Source organism: Pseudomonas sp. GL_139_B (genome assembly GCF_057834475.1).
In genome coordinates, this window is the sequence record NZ_CM174403.1 from 144,470 (window position 1) to 160,706 (window position 16,237).

At 58.6% G+C, this 16,237-nt stretch carries 12 protein-coding genes and 1 pseudogene; 12 read left to right on the forward strand and 1 reads right to left on the reverse strand.

Annotation, left to right across the window (positions count from 1 at the left end; genetic code table 11):
* Positions 1-312 precede the first annotated feature (312 nt).
* From AC3ISI_RS00630 to AC3ISI_RS00680, 11 genes and pseudogenes are all read left to right on the forward strand, one after another.
* Positions 313-573, forward strand: a pseudogene (locus AC3ISI_RS00630) (TolC family outer membrane protein); the annotation flags it as partial.
* Positions 574-611: 38 nt separating this feature from the next.
* A complete protein-coding gene (locus tag AC3ISI_RS00635; protein WP_489335011.1) occupies positions 612-2,768 on the forward strand; it encodes a type I secretion system permease/ATPase in 2,157 nt (718 codons plus the stop codon).
* Positions 2,758-4,125, forward strand: a complete 1,368-nt coding sequence (locus AC3ISI_RS00640; protein WP_489335012.1) for an HlyD family type I secretion periplasmic adaptor subunit — start codon at positions 2,758-2,760, stop codon at positions 4,123-4,125. The genes AC3ISI_RS00635 and AC3ISI_RS00640 overlap by 11 nt, the downstream gene beginning before the upstream one ends.
* Positions 4,126-4,430: 305 nt before the next feature.
* A complete protein-coding gene (locus AC3ISI_RS00645; protein ID WP_489335013.1) occupies positions 4,431-5,333 on the forward strand; it encodes a TauD/TfdA dioxygenase family protein in 903 nt (300 codons plus the stop codon).
* A 17-nt stretch (positions 5,334-5,350) separates the two neighbouring features.
* Positions 5,351-6,376, forward strand: coding sequence for an ABC transporter substrate-binding protein (locus tag AC3ISI_RS00650; protein WP_489337603.1), 1,026 nt, complete (start codon positions 5,351-5,353; stop codon positions 6,374-6,376).
* Positions 6,377-6,381: 5 nt separating this feature from the next.
* Entirely contained in the window at positions 6,382-7,242 is an 861-nt protein-coding gene (locus tag AC3ISI_RS00655) for an ABC transporter ATP-binding protein (RefSeq protein WP_489335014.1), read from the forward strand.
* A 20-nt stretch (positions 7,243-7,262) separates the two neighbouring features.
* Positions 7,263-8,129, forward strand: a complete 867-nt coding sequence (locus AC3ISI_RS00660) for an ABC transporter permease (RefSeq protein ID WP_489335015.1) — start codon at positions 7,263-7,265, stop codon at positions 8,127-8,129.
* A gap of 205 nt (positions 8,130-8,334) precedes the next feature.
* A complete protein-coding gene (locus tag AC3ISI_RS00665; RefSeq protein WP_489335016.1) occupies positions 8,335-9,255 on the forward strand; it encodes a LysR family transcriptional regulator in 921 nt (306 codons plus the stop codon).
* Positions 9,256-9,471: 216 nt separating this feature from the next.
* The gene (locus tag AC3ISI_RS00670) at positions 9,472-11,007 is read left to right on the forward strand and encodes an MFS transporter (protein WP_489335018.1); all 1,536 of its coding nucleotides are present in this window, start codon (positions 9,472-9,474) and stop codon (positions 11,005-11,007) included.
* A 26-nt stretch (positions 11,008-11,033) separates the two neighbouring features.
* Positions 11,034-12,098 (forward strand): HlyD family secretion protein, encoded by a 1,065-nt coding sequence (locus tag AC3ISI_RS00675; RefSeq protein WP_489335019.1) that lies wholly within the window; start codon positions 11,034-11,036, stop codon positions 12,096-12,098.
* Positions 12,095-13,681, forward strand: coding sequence for an efflux transporter outer membrane subunit (locus AC3ISI_RS00680; RefSeq protein WP_489335020.1), 1,587 nt, complete (start codon positions 12,095-12,097; stop codon positions 13,679-13,681). Before AC3ISI_RS00675 ends, AC3ISI_RS00680 begins: the two co-directional genes overlap by 4 nt.
* On the opposite strand, the gene AC3ISI_RS00685 is transcribed toward AC3ISI_RS00680, so the two are convergent.
* Positions 13,662-14,318: an NYN domain-containing protein gene (locus tag AC3ISI_RS00685; RefSeq protein WP_489335021.1), complete on the reverse strand. Its 657-nt coding sequence runs from the start codon at positions 14,316-14,318 to the stop codon at positions 13,662-13,664. The two genes, AC3ISI_RS00680 and AC3ISI_RS00685, sit on opposite strands and share 20 nt — an antisense overlap.
* A 336-nt stretch (positions 14,319-14,654) precedes the next feature.
* On the opposite strand from AC3ISI_RS00685, the gene AC3ISI_RS00690 reads away from it, so the two are divergent.
* Positions 14,655-16,226, forward strand: a complete 1,572-nt coding sequence (locus AC3ISI_RS00690) for a glycosyltransferase family 39 protein (RefSeq protein ID WP_489335022.1) — start codon at positions 14,655-14,657, stop codon at positions 16,224-16,226.
* The last annotated feature ends 11 nt before the right edge of the window (positions 16,227-16,237 follow it).

Here is a 16,237-nt window from a genome sequence, read left to right on the forward strand (position 1 = left end):
CCGACGTACGGTATTTTGGGTGGTTATTATCCAATGCAGTGGTACGTTCTGAAGTGATTCAGGACAAGAAGCCCTGGAGAATTCGAACCATTCATCAGCAACTGTTCAAGTCTTCAACCTGCGCCAGTGCGGACAGTTTTGTTCAGGAACAGAGCCTTATGCAGGCAATACACCAGGCACTGGAGGTCCATCCGGAAATCCAGGCAAGTATTAATAGTCGATTGGCCGCGGATTATCGGTTAAAAGCGGCCAAAAGTGGATCCCTTCCCCAAGCAGATCTGCCGGGCGGTTATGGTCGTGAAGGCCGCTTAACAATATGTCGATCGCAACACCGGCGTGCGCACCGCATTTTAGAAACAGTTCAGTCTCGGCGTGCCCACCTTGCTCGACAGCGAAAACAAACTGTTTAACGCTTCTTGTTGTTTGGCCGAGATCAAAAACATTCAGTTATTTACTCAATACCGAATCAAGGCGACCATGAGCGAGTTGCTCAAGCGCCAGGGAGTGGTCGCACCGGTGTCCTGCGTTGTGCAAAACGACGTGAAGTCACAAGTTCAGCTCCCCGGGATGATTGAGTCCTCCCTTTTTACCGTTAGCCAAGAGTGTCGAGCGTGGAATCAGAAGTCAGTCGGGTCCAACTCATCCATGATCCACGCACGCTGCATGACGATCCGTTACTGGATGGCCTGCTAGCCCTTTGCACATTGCATCAGAAGCCGGCCAGCGCCGCGATGCTGACCACCGGCCTGCCGTTGCCCAAACAACGCCTGAGTGTTGAATTGCTGCCTCGTGCAGCTGCTCGTGCCGGTCTGCAGGGTCGGGTGCTGCAACGCAAGCTTGAGCAGATCCCGGCAATTGCGATGCCGGCACTGTTGTTGCTCAAGGATGGTCGCAGTGCGGTCCTGCTCGGCTGGCTGGGTGACGACCAGGCTCGCGTGCTGCTGAGCGAAAGCGATGGCGGCGAAAGTGTCGTCAGTCGCGACTTGCTCGCCGATGACTACACCGGCAAAGCGTTTTTCGCTCAACCCCAGCATAAATTCGACGTCAACCACGGCACGCTGATCCCGCGCGCGCGCTCGTGGTTCCGCGATACCCTCAAGCGTTCGCGCTGGCTCTATGCCGATGCCATCGCCGCCAGTTTCCTGATCAACATCATCGCCATGGCTGCGCCGCTGTTCGTAATGAACGTCTACGACCGCGTCGTGCCGAACCAGGCCGAATCGACCCTGTGGGTATTGGCCATTGGCATTACCGGTGCTTACCTGTTCGACCTGATCCTCAAGAGCCTGCGCAGTCTGTGCCTGGACCTGGCCGGCAAGAAAACCGACCTGATTATCTCCGCCACATTGTTCGAGCGCATCGTCGGCATGGCCATGAAGTACCGCCCGGCCCGGGTCGGTAGCTTCGCACAGAACATCCATGAGTTTCAGAGCCTGCGCGACTTCCTCGCTTCGCTGACGCTAACCAGCTTGATCGATCTGCCGTTTACGCTGCTGATCTTCATGGTCATCGCGATTCTCGGCGGGCACCTGGTGTGGATTCCGGTGCTGGCGTTCCCGATTGCCTTGCTGATCGGCTACGCACTGCAAAAGCCGCTGGTAGCGACCATGGAACGAACCATGGCCCTGGGCGCCGAGCGCCAGTCGAGCCTGATCGAAACCCTCGCCGGCCTCGACGCGGTGAAGGTCAACAACGCTGAAAGCGAACGCCAGTATCAGTGGGAACAAACCATCGGCACCCTCAGCCGCCTCGAACTGCGGGTGAAAATGCTTTCCGGCCTGTCGATGAACATCACCCTGCTGATCCAGCAATTGGCCGGGGTCATCATGATCGTCTTCGGCGTGTACCAGATTATCGCCGGTAACCTGAGCATGGGCGGTCTGATTGCTTGCTATATGCTCAGCGGTCGCGCCCTCAGTCCGCTGGCTTCGCTCTCCGGCCTGCTGACGCGTTACCAGCAAGCGCGGGTGACCATGACCTCGGTCGATCAAATGATGGAGTTGCCGCAAGAGCGCAATTTCGAAGAGCGCCCGCTGAGCCGCAAGGTGCTGCAAGGCGCCATCGAATGCCGGCAGATGAACTTCACTTACCCGGGCCAGCAGAACCTGGCGCTGAAGAACATCAACCTGACCATCAAACCGGGCGAGAAGATCGGCATCATCGGTCGCAGCGGCTCAGGCAAGAGCTCCCTGGCCAAACTGGTGGTGGGGCTGTACCAGCCGGACGATGGCGCGCTGTTGGTGGATGGCGTCGACATCCGTCAGATCGACGTGAGCGAATTGCGCCACAACATCGGCTACGTGGCGCAGGACATCCAGCTGCTGGCGGGCACGCTTCGCGATAACCTGGTGTCGGGCGCACGTTATGTCGAAGACGAACTGGTCTTGCAAGCCGCCGAACTGGCCGGTGTGCATGAATTCGCCCGTCTGCACCCGCAAGGTTATGAGCTGCAAGTCGGTGAGCGCGGACAGAACCTGTCTGGCGGTCAGCGCCAGAACGTCGCGCTGGCCCGGGCATTGCTGCTCGATCCGCCTATTTTGCTGCTCGACGAACCGACTAGCGCCATGGACAACACCGGTGAAGAACGCCTCAAACAGCGCCTCGCGGCCATGATTGAAAGCAAGACCGTGGTGCTGGTCACGCACCGGGCTTCGCTGTTGTCGTTGGTGGATCGCTTGATCGTCATCGACCGTGGACAAATTCTTGCCGATGGCCCGAAAGCCGTCGTGATGGAAGCGTTGAAAAAGGGGCAGATCAGTGTTGCTTAAGTCGGGTTTCAAGAATGCGATCGGTCGTTACTTCAAAGGCTCCGATTCGCTGCATGGCCAGCCACTGCCCGAGGTCAACAAAGCCCTCATCGAAGACGCCCCGCGTGTGGTGCGGTTGACGATCTGGGCGATCATCGGGTTCTTCGTGTTTCTGATGCTTTGGGCCAACTTCGCCATAATCGACGAAGTCACCAAGGGCGACGGCAAGGCGATTCCGTCGTCCAAGATCCAGAAAATCCAGAACCTTGAAGGCGGTATCGTCTCTGAACTGTTCGTAAAAGAAGGGCAGATCGTTGAGGCCGGTGCGCCGCTGATTCGCCTGGACGATACGCGCTTCGCCTCCAACGTTGGCGAAACTGAAGCTGATCGGTTGTCCATGCTGCTGCGGGTTGAGCGCTTGAGCGCGGAAGTCGACGACCGTCCGCTGAATTTCCCGGCGGATGTGCTCAAGGCCGTGCCCATCCAGGCGGCCAGCGAAGAGTCGCTGTACACCAGCCGTCGTCAGCAATTGCACGATGAAATCGGTGGTTTGCAGGAGCAGTTGATTCAGCGTCAGCAAGAGCTGCGTGAGTTCACCTCCAAGCAGTCGCAGTATCGCCAGCAACTGAGTATGCAGCGCCAGGAAATCAACATGTCCGAGCCGCTCGTGGCCCAGGGCGCGGTGTCGCCGGTTGAAGTGCTGCGACTCCGGCGGGCCGAAGTCGAAACACGCGGGCAACTGGATGCCACGACGCTGGCGATCCCTCGGGCGGAATCGGCGATCAAGGAAGTGCAGCGCAAGATCGACGAGACGCGCGGCAAATTCCGCAGCGAAGCGTTGACCCAACTGAACGAAGCGCGCACCGATCTGAACAAGGCTCAGGCCACCGGTAAAGCGCTGGAAGACCGGGTCAGCCGGACGCTGGTGACATCGCCGGTACGCGGTATCGTCAACAAGTTGCTGGTGAACACCATTGGCGGCGTAATTCAGCCGGGCAGCGACCTGGTGGAAATCGTGCCGCTGGACGACACCTTGCTGGTCGAAGCGAAAGTTCGCCCGCAAGACATCGCCTTCCTGCATCCGGGGCAAGAGGCGACGGTGAAGTTCACCGCCTACGACTACACCATCTATGGTGGGTTGAAGGCCAAGCTTGAACAGATCGGCGCGGACACCATCACCGATGACGACAAGAAGACCACGTACTACATCATCAAGCTGCGCACTGATCGCAGCCACTTGGGGACGGATGAAAAGCCATTGTTGATCATTCCGGGGATGGTGGCGTCGGTGGATATCATCACCGGCAAAAAGTCTGTACTCAGCTATTTGCTCAAGCCGATTATTCGGGCGCGGGCTGAGGCGCTGCACGAGCGATAGTTCTCGGCTGCGGCTGATGGCCTCTCACGAGCAGGCTCGCTCCCACATTGGATTTGTGTCGATCACAAAACCCCTGTGGGAGCGAGCTTGCTCGCGATGGCGGCCTCAAAAACGCCACATCCCTAAAAGCCATATCGTTATTCGCTAACGGTATTTAAATTTAAATTCTTATACCTATAAAGTCACTCTACTGCGTACCTGCCGACCAATCGGCGCGCCGCACGACACGAACCAACACGGGACCTCCGTGAGTTTCTTGATCGACGCGCGCGCCTTTGAGCGTGCCGTGCGTGGGAGTGATTTTTATGTCAGCCGTCTCTTTGTCTTCAGCGAATGTCTCTCAAAGCATCGCGCCTCAAATCTTCGATATCCGCCCCTTCAGCCGCGCCGTCGGTGCCGAAATCATTGGCCTCGACCTGTCTCTCCCGATCAATGACCAGGACTTCGCCCGCATCCATCGCGCGCACCTTGATCATCACGTCGTGGTGTTCCGCGACCAGCGCATTACCCCCGAGCAGCAGATTGCCTTCAGCCGTCGATTCGGTGTGTTGCAGATCCACGTGCTCAAGCAATTCCTGCTGGCCGGCCACCCGGAAATCCTCATCGTTTCCAACATCATCGAAAACGGCCAATCCATCGGCCTCGGTGATGCCGGCAAGTTCTGGCACTCCGACCTTTCCTATAAAGAGCTGCCGAGCCTGGGCTCGATGCTGCACGCTCAGGAATTGCCGTCCGAAGGCGGCGACACCTTATTCGCCGACATGCACAAGGCCTGGGACAACTTGCCCGACGCGTTGCGCAAAGCAGTCGAAGGCCGATCTGCCGCGCACTCCTACACCGCGCGTTACAGCGAGACCAAATTCGAAGGCAACTGGCGCCCGACCCTGACGCCGGAGCAGCTCGCTCAAGTCGCCGAAGTGATTCATCCGATCGTGCGCACGCACCCGGAAAACGGGCGCAAGGCGTTGTTCGTCAGCGAAGGCTTTACCACGCGCATCGTCGGTTTGCCGGAAGACGAGAGCAAGCAACTGCTTGATGAGCTCTATGCCCACAGCGTGCTGCCGCAAAACATTTACCGCCATCAATGGCAGCCCCATGACCTGGTGTTCTGGGACAACCGCTCGCTGATTCACCTCGCCGCCGGATCCTCAAGCCATCTGCGCCGCAAGCTGTTTCGCACCACCATTCAGGGCGACGCGCCGTTTTGATTTGTCGGAGAAGTCTCATTTCCAAACGTCTTCCATTTGCACCGCTGGCGGCCGCCATCGGCCTGGGTTTCAGCTTGATCGCCGGCAGCCTGGTGGCGCCGACCGTGGCCCAGGCCGAAGGTGAAATTCGCATCGCCGAACAGTTCGGCATTGTTTACCTGTTGCTCAACGTGGTGCGCGATCAGAACCTGATCGAGAAGTATGGCAAGCAGGAAGGCATCGACATCAAGGTCGACTGGACTCAGCTGTCCGGTGGCGCGGCGGTCAACGATGCGCTGCTCTCCGGTTCGATTGATATCGCTGGCGCTGGCGTCGGCCCGTTGCTGACGATCTGGGATCGCACCCACGGCAAGCAGAACGTCAAAGCCGTGGCGTCTCTCGGCAACTTCCCTTACTACCTGGTGAGCAACAACCCAAAGGTCAAAACCATCGCCGACTTCACCGAAAAGGACCGCATCGCGGTGCCGGCAGTTGGGGTTTCCGTGCAGTCGCGTTTCCTGCAATACGCGGCCGCCAAGCAGTGGGGCGACAAGGAATTCAATCGCCTGGACAAGTACACCATCGCCGTTCCGCACCCGGACGCCACGGCTGCGTTGGTGGCCGGTGGTACTGAGTTGTCCGGGCACTTCTCCAACCCGCCGTTCCAGGATCAGGAGCTGGCCAACCCCAACGTCCATGTGGTGTTGAACTCGTACGACGTGCTCGGCCCGAACTCGCCAACGGTGCTGTTTGCGACCGAGAAATTCCGTGACGAGAACCCGAAAACCTATAAGGCGTTTATTGCGGCGCTGACCGAAGCGGCTGAATTTGCGCAGAACGATAAAGGTGCCGCCGCCGACACTTACATCCGCGTTACCAACGCAAAAATTGACCGCGCGGCGTTGCTGAAAATTATCGACAACCCGCAGTTCGAATTCAGCATCACGCCAAAAAATACTTATCCACTGGCTGAATTTCTATACCGCGTTGGCGCGATCAAAAACAAACCGGATTCGTGGAAGGATTACTTCTTCCAGGACACCAAACCGCTGCAAGGGAGCTGATCGTCATGAACGCCCCTTTGCAAGGCCACACGGTCAGCAAATCGAACGCGGTAGCCCAAGCGCTGCTGTCGGTCGACAATGTCAGCCTCGAATACCGCACGCCGCAGCGTGTGGTGCGAGCGACCCATCAAGTCAGTTTTGAAATCGATCCGGCCGACCGCTTTGTGCTGCTCGGCCCGTCCGGTTGCGGTAAATCGACGTTGCTCAAGGCGGTTGCCGGGTTCATTCAGCCTTGTGAAGGCGAGATCCGTCTTCAGGGACAAACCGTGCATGCACCGGGACCGGACCGCATCGTGGTGTTCCAGGAGTTCGATCAACTGCCCCCGTGGAAAACCGTCAAACAGAACGTCATGTTTCCGCTGCTGGCGTCCAAATCACTCAAGCGCAAAGAGGCTGAAGAGCGGGCGCTGCACTATCTGGAGAAGGTGGGGCTGGCGGCGTTTGCCGATGCTTATCCGCATACCTTGTCCGGTGGCATGAAAGCTCGAGTCGCTATCGCTCGTGCCTTGGCGATGCAACCGAAAATCCTCCTCATGGACGAACCCTTCGCCGCACTCGATGCGCTGACCCGCCGCAAGATGCAGGAAGAATTACTGTTGCTGTGGGAAGAGGTGCGTTTCACGCTGCTGTTTGTCACGCACTCCATCGAAGAGGCGTTAGTGGTGGGCAATCGCATTCTGCTGTTGTCGCCGCATCCGGGCCGGGTACGGGCAGAAGTGCACAGCCATCAATACGATTTGCACAGCCTCGGTGGCGTTGCATTTCAGGAGTCGGCGCGACGGGTTCATCGGCTGTTGTTTGATGAAGGTCAATCTCCGGAAACCGAGCGTGAGCTGGATTTCTCCGATATTCGCATCGCTTATTGAGCCATTGAGAGGTTTGCCCGATGAGCCATTTATCATCTGTGCGTGAAGAGTTCGAAACTGTTTTAAAGCCGCTGACCAGCGTACCGCTGGAGCGTGAACTGCCGCTTGGTCAGCGCCTCTGGCAACAAGGCTGGATTCGTAAAAGCCTGATCCTGATTTTGCTGGCGGTGCTGTGGGAAGTGGTTGCCCGTGTTCAGAACAACGATCTGCTGCTACCAAGTTTTTTGCAAACCGCCAGCGCACTCTACGATGGTCTGCTCAGTGGAGAATTGCTGGGCAAGGTGTGGATTTCGTTGGTGGTGTTGCTCAAGGGATACCTGATCGGCATCGTCCTGGCATTTGCCCTGACCACGTTGGCGGTGTCGACCCAGTTTGGTCGCGACCTGTTGAGCACATTGACCTCGATGTTCAACCCGCTGCCGGCGATTGCGTTGTTGCCTTTGGCACTGTTGTGGTTCGGCCTGGGGCAGAACAGCCTGATTTTTGTGCTGGTGCATTCGGTGCTTTGGGCCTTGGCCTTGAACACCTATGCCGGGTTTCTCGGAGTCTCGGAAACCCTGCGCATGGCCGGACGCAACTATGGCCTCAAGGGCATGCGGTTCGTACTGTTTATCCTGATCCCGGCCGCGTTGCCGTCGATTCTTGCCGGGTTGAAAATCGGCTGGGCCTTCGCCTGGCGTACGTTGATCGCCGCGGAACTGGTGTTTGGCGCGACCAGTGGCAAGGGTGGGTTGGGCTGGTACATCTTTCAGAACCGCAATGAGCTGTACACCGACAAGGTGTTTGCCGGGTTGGCGGTGGTGATACTGATCGGGTTGCTGGTGGAGAACCTGGTGTTTGACACGCTGGAGCGGGTGACGGTGAAGCGGTGGGGGATGCAGCGGTAAGATTTGCGGTGTCTGGTTTGACGCCATCGTGAGCAGGCTCACTCCCACATTGAATCTTCATTGACCGCTAATTTTGTGAACCACACAAAACCCTTGTTGGAGCGAGCCGGCTCGCGATGGGGCCAGTCCAGAGCCAACACATCAAATGGAGGATGTTTGCTAGGATTGCGCCTGAGTCAATCCAGATCAGCCATGAGTGCTTAGCATGCAACTCCCGGACATGAACCTGTTGGTCGCCCTCGACGCTTTACTCGACGAAGGCAGTGTGGTCGGCGCTGCACGGCGGATGAACCTCAGCCCGGCGGCCATGAGCCGAACGCTGACGCGCATTCGCGAGGCCATAGGCGACCCGATCCTGGTGCGTGCCGGTCGTGGATTGGTGCCGACGCCCAAGGCTCTCGAGTTACGTGAGCAGGTGCGCGATGTGGTCGAGCAAGCCGCGCTGCTATTTCGCTCGGCCGATGTGGTAGACCTCGGTTCGCTACGCCGGCGGTTCAGCATCCGCGCCAATGACTTTTTTGTCGGCGTCTATGGCGGCAAGCTTTTTGACACGATGGAACGCCAAGCACCGCATTGTGAATTGCGTTTTGTGCCGGAAGGCGATGGCGATGATGAAGCGCTGCGCGAAGGGCGGATCGATTTAAGTGTGAGTAACAATCGTCCCGTCATGCCGGAAGTGAAGGTACAAAACCTGTTCTCAACGCACTTCGTCGGTCTGGTGCGCGAGGATCACCCACTGTTCGATGACGAGATTACCGCTGAGCGCTACGCCGGGTTTTCTCATATCAGCATGTCGCGCCGAGGTATTGCTCGCGGGCCGATCGATACGGCGCTCAACGCTTTGGGGCTGGAGCGGCGGGTGGCGTTGATTGCGCCAAGCTTTCATGCGGCAATGTTCGCGCTGCCGGATTCCAATCTGATTCTGCCGGTGCCAAAAGAAGCGTTGTTAAGTGTGCGGCGCCTGGGTTTGAAATTGCGCTCGTTTACGCTGCCGATTCCGCTGCCCACCCTCATGCTGACCCAGGCCTGGCACCCCAGGTTTGACAATGACCCGGCTCACCGCTGGCTGCGTGAAACCCTCAAAACCTGCTGCGATGAGACGTGGCTAGCAGCACAACCTACCTGAAGTAATCCCCAATCCCCTGTGGGAGCGAGCCTGCTCGCGATAGCGGTAGACCAGTCAATGCAAATGTTGACTGACCCACCGCCATCGCGAGCAGGCTCCCACAAGGTTTTTTGTATTGTTGCGTCTAGCGCATTTATAACCTGTCGATAAGTCAGTTTTCGTCAGGTCACCCCCTTTTTAAAATGCCCCGGTACTCAAACCCCGGAGCATTCCGTAATGACTTCCCTCACGGTCGCGGCACCGTTCGCCGCGACCCCTCCAGCCGTTGTCGCACCACCGGTTTTCGGCCCGCGGATCATCATCGGTCTGGTGGGCGTGTTGTTGGCGGTGCTGGCCTCGGGCCTGAACGAGATGGTGACCAAGGTTGCCTTGGCGGACATTCGCGGCGCGTTGTCCATCGGCTACGACGAAGGCACCTGGCTGGTCGCCAGTTACACAGCGACCTCAGTGGCGGCCATGGCGTTTGCGCCATGGTGTTCGGTGACGTTTTCGTTGCGCCGCTTCACCCTCTACGCCATCAGCGTCTTCACGCTGTTAGGCGCGTTGAGTCCGTTCGCCCCGAACTACGAAAGCCTGCTGGTGCTGCGCACATTGCAAGGTCTGGCGGGCGGCGCGTTGCCGCCGATGTTGATGACCGTAGCGCTGCGATTCTTGCCGGCCACTGTGAAGCTCTATGGCTTGGCCGGTTATGCCCTGACTGCCACCTTCGGCCCTGGGCTCGGCACGCCCTTGGCCGGGTTGTGGACCGAGTATGTCGGTTGGCAATGGACGTTTTGGCAAATCATCGTGCCGTGTCTGCTGGCTCTGGGAGCGGTGGCCTATGGTTTGCCCCAAGACCCGCTGCGCCTGGAGCGCTTCAAACACTTCAACTGGCGCGGTCTGCTGCTGGGATTTCCGGCGATCTGCATGCTGGTGATCGGCATCTTGCAGGGCAATCGGCTGGACTGGTTCGAGTCGAGCCTGATTTGCGGATTGCTCGGCGGCGGCTTGTTGCTGATGGTGCTGTTCCTGATCAATGAATGGTCGCAACCGATACCGTTTTTCAAGATGCAGATGCTCGGCATCCGCAACTTGTCCTTCGCCTTGCTCACTTTGGCCGGGGTGCTGGTGGTGTTGCTGGCGGTGATCATCATTCCGTCCGCTTATCTGGCGCAGGTTCAGGGTTATCGCCCCATCCAGACTGCGCCAATCACGCTGTTGGCGGCGTTGCCGCAGTTGATTGCGCTGCCGTTGGTGGCGGCGTTGTGCAACCTGCGATGGGTTGATTGCCGCTGGGTGCTGGGTATCGGCTTGAGCATGTTGGTGCTGTCCTGCATTGGCGGTTCACTGCTGACGTCGGCGTGGATTCGCGACGATTTCTACGGACTGCAATGGCTGCAAATTTTCGCTCAGCCGATGGCAGTGCTGCCACTGCTGATGCTCGCGACCGGCAGCATTTCGCCCCTGGAAGGACCGTTTGCTTCGGCCTGGTTCAACACGGTGAAAGGCCTGTCCGCGGTGCTCGCCACCGGCGTCATTGAGGCGTTGACCACTTCCAGGTTGCACTTCCACTCAACCATGTTGGTGGACAACCTCGGTAATTCGCCACTGGCCGACAGCGACAGCGCAGGTCTCGCTCATCGGCTGCATGAGCAAGCCGTGGTGCTGACTTCTTCCGATCTTTATCTGTGCATGGCGGGCGTCGCACTGGCGTTGATCCTGCTGATTTTCTGGCTGCCGACGCGGGTTTATCCACCGCGTGCGCCGACTTGATCGCTTCACTGAAACAGAAGGTTTTTATGACGATTCAAACAAAGCAAAAAGTGGTTGTCGGTATCGCCGCCGTGGTGGCAGTCGGTGTGCTGATTTATCTGCTGGTGCCAAGTCTCTTCGGTCAGCGCACGCAGCAAAAAACCAATGATGCCTTTGTCTCTGCGGACTTCACGCTGGTGGTCCCGCGCGTGGCCGGATTTATCAAGGACGTGCTGGTGGAAGACAACCAGCAGGTCAAGGCTGGGCAGTTGCTGGCGTTGATCGATGATCGTGATCTGCGAGCCGCGGCCCAAGCGGCTGATGCCGAAACCTTGGTGGCGAGAGCACAGCTGCAAAATGCCCGGGCGACCCTTGAACGCCAGGTTTCAGTGATCGCTCAGGCTCAAGCCTCGGTAGTATCTGCGAAGGCTGAAATGGCCTTCGCCGAGCAGGAGTTGAACCGCTACAACCACTTGGCGGGTGTCGGGGCAGGCACGGTGCAAAATGCTCAGCAAGCGCGCACACGTATTGATCAAGCCAGCGCGCGGTTGGCCAATGCAACGGCGGTGCTGGCGGCGGAACGCAAGCAAACGGACATCCTGACAGCCCAATGCGACGCCGCCGAAGGTGGACTGAAACGTGCCCAAGCTGCTCTGGCAATTGCCAGTTACGAGCTGTCTTACACGCGCATTGTTGCGCCACAGGACGGCATGGTCGGCGAGCGCGCCGTGCGAGTCGGCGCCTATGTGACGCCGGGCAGCAAGATTCTGGCCGTGGTGCCGCTGGCACAGGCTTACGTGGTCGCCAACTTTCAAGAAACTCAACTGACCAACGTTCAGCCGGGGCAGAACGTGCAAGTGCGGGTCGACAGCCTCGGCGGTGAAGCCCTGAACGGTCGCGTCGAGAGCATCGCCCCGGCGACGGGGGTAACGTTCGCCTCGATCAAACCGGACAACGCCACGGGCAACTTCACCAAAGTTGTACAGCGGATCCCGGTGAAAATAGTCCTGGAACCGGGCCAGGCACTGACCTCGCGGTTGCGAGTGGGGATGTCGGTGGAGGCGAGTATTGATACTGCAAGCGCGGTGTCGCATGAGGTGACTCAGCGATGAAGATGTTAGTTGCCCGGGCAGGCATCATCGCGAGCAGGCTCGCTCCCACATTGAATCGGCTCAATGCACACAATCTCTGCCCAAAAGGAGATCCCTTGCGGGAGCGAGCCTGCTCGCGAAGAGGCCGATGGCCTTGCGCAGTTCTCGGCGCACTATTGGTGACAGGCCTTTCAGCCTGCACCGTTGGCCCGGACTTTTACAAACCACAGGCCCCGCAAATCACCGAATGGTCAAAACCGTCAAAAGCCGCTGCCAGCCAAGTCGTCACCGCAACGATCGAGGAGCGCTGGTGGGACGTGTTCCACGATCCGATACTCTCGGGCCTGAGCCAACGCGCCCTGACCGACAACCTCGACCTGAAACTCGCCAGCAGCCGCTTGCAGCAAAGCCGCGCTGCGCGCCAGGTGATCACCGCCAATCGTTACCCCAGCACGGCGGCCGCTGGCAGCTATGGACGCAAACGTTACAGCGCAGAAGGCTTGAACGACCCATCGGGACATAACGGTGACTCGGCATTCAACCTGTGGGACGCCGGTTTCTCCGCGTCCTGGGAGCTGGATTTCTGGGGGCGCGTGCGCCGCGAAACCGAAGCCGCCGACGCCACGCTTGAAGTGGCCGAAAATGATCGTCGGGGGGTATTGCTGTCGGTGCTCGCAGAAACCGCTCAGGATTACATTCAGCTGCGCGGCGTGCAAAGCACTCAAGCCGTCACCGAGCAGAACCTCGATGTCGCCCGCCACAGCTTGAAACTCTCGCAACTGCGCCTGGCCGACGGCGTTGCCACCGACCTCGATGTCGCCGAAGCCGCCGCTCAAGTCGCCGCCATCGAATCGCGTCTGCCCGAGCTGGAGCAGCGGCAGTCGCAACTGATCAACGCGTTGAGCCTGCTGATGGGCGATACGCCGCAAGCGCTGTACGCCGAGTTATCCACAGACGCGCCCGTGCCGCAAACCCCGCGGCAGGTCGCTATCGGCCTGCCGTCGCAACTGGCCGAACGCCGCCCTGATATCCGCCAGGCTGAAGCGCATCTGCATGCCGCGACGGCGAGTATCGGCGTGGCCAAGGGTGACTTCTACCCGCGGATCACTCTGTCAGGCAACGTGGGCTCACAAGCCATGCAACTCAGCGATTTTGGTTCGTGGGGCTCACGTTCGTTCGGCATCGGCCCGCAATTCAGCTTGCCGCTGTTCGACGGCGGTCGTCTGCGCGGCGTGCTGAACTTGCGCGAAGCCCAGCAGCAGGAGGCCGCCATCGCCTACCAGCAAACAGTGTTGCGCGCCTGGCATGAAATCGACGATCAACTGACCGCCTACAACGCCCGTCAACTGCGTCGCGACAGCCTCGCCGAAGCCGTACGCCAAAACCAGATCGCCCTGCGCACTGCGCAGCAGCAATACACGGAAGGCGTGGTGGACTTCGTCAATGTGCTCACGGTGCAAGGTGCGTTATTGGCGACTCAGGAACAGTGGGTGGAGAGTTCGACCGGGGTATCGCTGGCGATGGTCGGGTTGTACAAGGCATTGGGCGGGGGATGGGAGTCGGTGTATCCGGTGGCAAGCGACGCTACCAATAATCCGGCTTGATGGCGGGCGCCTTGTGCGTCGGCACCCGGTTCGGAAATTGATGCTTTTGCAGCTCTTCTTCCGTAACGACTCGTCGCATCCAGTGTGAGTGTTCTTTTAAAGAACCTGGCGAAGGACGGTTTAACTCAGCCCGGTGGGGAAGAATGACCCCGACTTTCATATCAGGGAAATCTTCTCGGATTGCTCTCAGGGCTGGAGTCATGTCTGTATCACTGGATACCAGCACCAGCTGTTCGATTTGGTCATGGATATGGAGTTTGGTCTGCCTTGCTGCCGTGCGATACATGCTAATTGCAATGTGGACATCTGTTTCTTTCTCTTCAAGCTTCCAGATGTCCACTTTGTCCTGGCGAGATGCGCCGATTTTTCTGTCAATAAAACGAGGGGCTTTAGCGGGCTCAAGTTTATGGCGACCATAGTGAACGGCAACATTGGTCGTCTTTAACGCGCGCACATAGGTGTCTTGAGCTTCTTTGGAGGCTCTGCCGCGAGTAGCAAGTTCTGGTTTGACGGATGAGGTGAAGTAATCAACGGAGATGATCGAGTTCTGCGGATTCTCGATGTACGCGATCTGGGCCAGCAAGCCTTGGAGATTAAGCCATTTATACGGTCTACCCGCGAGTAATCCATAGAACACGTTGTAGCCATCAACAAAAAAGCAGTTCGCAAAAACTCATACCTCAGAAACGAAAAAACCGGCATAGGTCGGTTTCTTCACCCCAACTGCCAGTGAATTTAATCTCTGCGTACGGGGTTCAGTGGAGGGACCGTAAGTCGGGTGCGGCACGGGCGTCAATCCGTAGATTGATTAACGCTCTACTCATGCATTCCCACGCGTTTTAGCCCCCACTCGACCGTCAGGGGATACGGTCGCCGATGTCGCTGGTCGTAAAGCCAGCATCGACGACGAACCTGCACCGCCTTACAGTGATCCATAAGCTTCGTGATCTTGAGCCAGTTGCGGGGGGAGGCAATGGAAGCGCGCAGAGAAACATCACTTGGGGGCACCCAGGATCCGCACGCAGTGCCCGGTGGTTGGGCGGTGGTGCAGCGTTGGCTGCGGTGGGCGCAGGAACACTGGCTGTTGCCGATTCTGGCGTTGGCGGCTTTGGTGCGTTTCTACGATCTGACGGCCGCGGCCGTCTGGGGCGACGAAGGGTCGAGCCTGCTGATGAGCCACTACTCGGTGGCTGAAATATGGGTGCATGCCGCCCGTGATGTACACCCTCCACTGTATTTCGTGCTGCTGCACGGCTGGATCGAGCTATTCGGCGACGGTATTTTCTCGATCCGCTGCCTCAGCGCTCTGCCCGGAATCGCCACGGTGTGGCTCGGCGTCTGGTTGATGGACCTGATCGCCACTCGGCGTGCCGCGTTATTGGCCGGTTTTTTGCTGGCGTTGCTACCGACGGCGGTGCGTTACAGCCAGGAAGTGCGGATGTATTCGCTACTGGGCCTGTGGCTGATCGGTGCCACGATTGCGCTGGTTTACTGGGTCAGGCATCCCCGTCGCACGCACTATTTGGTGGCCTATGTACTGCTGATGAGCGCGGCGTTCTACACGCATTACTTCACTGCCCTGTGCGTGCTGTGCCACTGGCTGTATCTGGGGCTGATTCGTGTGCTTCCAGGCTATCGTTTACGTAGTATTCAGCGCCCCGGCTGGTGGCTGGCGAACGTGGCAATCGTGTTGCTGTACCTGCCGTGGGTGCCGAACCTGATCGATTTAATCCAGCACATGGATCAGCTCAAAGCCAATGGCGATGTGGGGTGGGAGTTACCGGTCACGATTAGCTCGTTGCCGTCGATGATCTGGTCGTTGCTGACACAGGACGATGGTGAAAACCTGCCGACGCTGATTTTTATCGCGCTGCCGCTGGCGTTGCTGGGTATTACTGGCGTGGCGCTGGCGCGGGACCGCAGCGTCATTCGCGGCAGTGTGCTGCTGATAATCTACACGGCGTTGCCGATACTGTTGGTGTTCGGCGTGTCTTTTATCTCGCCGGTGTTCATCGAGCGCTATCTGACGGCCTATGCACTAGGGTTGCCGATGATTGTCGCACTGGCCGTCGATCGCCTGTATTCAGGCTTGCGAGTGCTGGCGCTGACCGTGCTGGTGCTGTTTGTCGGCGTCGAACTGGTCGGATTGAAGAACAACGCCTCGGTCGATCCCGGCAATCAAATCAATGTGATGGTCGACTACGTTAACCGGCATTTTGTTGCTGGCGACCGGATCGTCACCAGCGACATGCTTTGGTACCTTCCTTACATCTATTACAACCGCGCTGCTACCGAGCCGCTGCTGTACACCCCGCCGCTAGCCAATGGCGGGTCGAGCCGGCCAAACGACTATGGTTTCGGTACGCTGGTCACCCAGGACATTTATCTGGACCGCCTCGACAGCTTGCCCAAAGGCACTGGCCGGGTGTGGCTGATCGGCACCGTCGGTGGGCCGGACGAGTTCACGCCGCTACCTTCGGGCTGGCAGAACGTTGACGAATCGCGGGCAGGATGGGTTAACGCGCGCTTGTTTGTGCGGCATTAAAAGGGTCGGCG

Excerpts from the sequence above, each read along its gene's own strand:
- AC3ISI_RS00645 (WP_489335013.1), top strand. The coding sequence starts at position 4,431 with ATGTCAGCCGTCTCTTTGTCTTCAGCGAATGTCTCTCAAAGCATCGCG.
- AC3ISI_RS00665 (WP_489335016.1), top strand. The coding sequence starts at position 8,335 with ATGCAACTCCCGGACATGAACCTGTTGGTCGCCCTCGACGCTTTACTC.
- AC3ISI_RS00690 (WP_489335022.1), top strand. The coding sequence starts at position 14,655 with ATGGAAGCGCGCAGAGAAACATCACTTGGGGGCACCCAGGATCCGCAC.
- AC3ISI_RS00680 (WP_489335020.1), top strand. The coding sequence starts at position 12,095 with ATGAAGATGTTAGTTGCCCGGGCAGGCATCATCGCGAGCAGGCTCGCT.
- AC3ISI_RS00655 (WP_489335014.1), top strand. The coding sequence starts at position 6,382 with ATGAACGCCCCTTTGCAAGGCCACACGGTCAGCAAATCGAACGCGGTA.
- AC3ISI_RS00660 (WP_489335015.1), top strand. The coding sequence starts at position 7,263 with ATGAGCCATTTATCATCTGTGCGTGAAGAGTTCGAAACTGTTTTAAAG.
- AC3ISI_RS00675 (WP_489335019.1), top strand. The coding sequence starts at position 11,034 with ATGACGATTCAAACAAAGCAAAAAGTGGTTGTCGGTATCGCCGCCGTG.
- AC3ISI_RS00670 (WP_489335018.1), top strand. The coding sequence starts at position 9,472 with ATGACTTCCCTCACGGTCGCGGCACCGTTCGCCGCGACCCCTCCAGCC.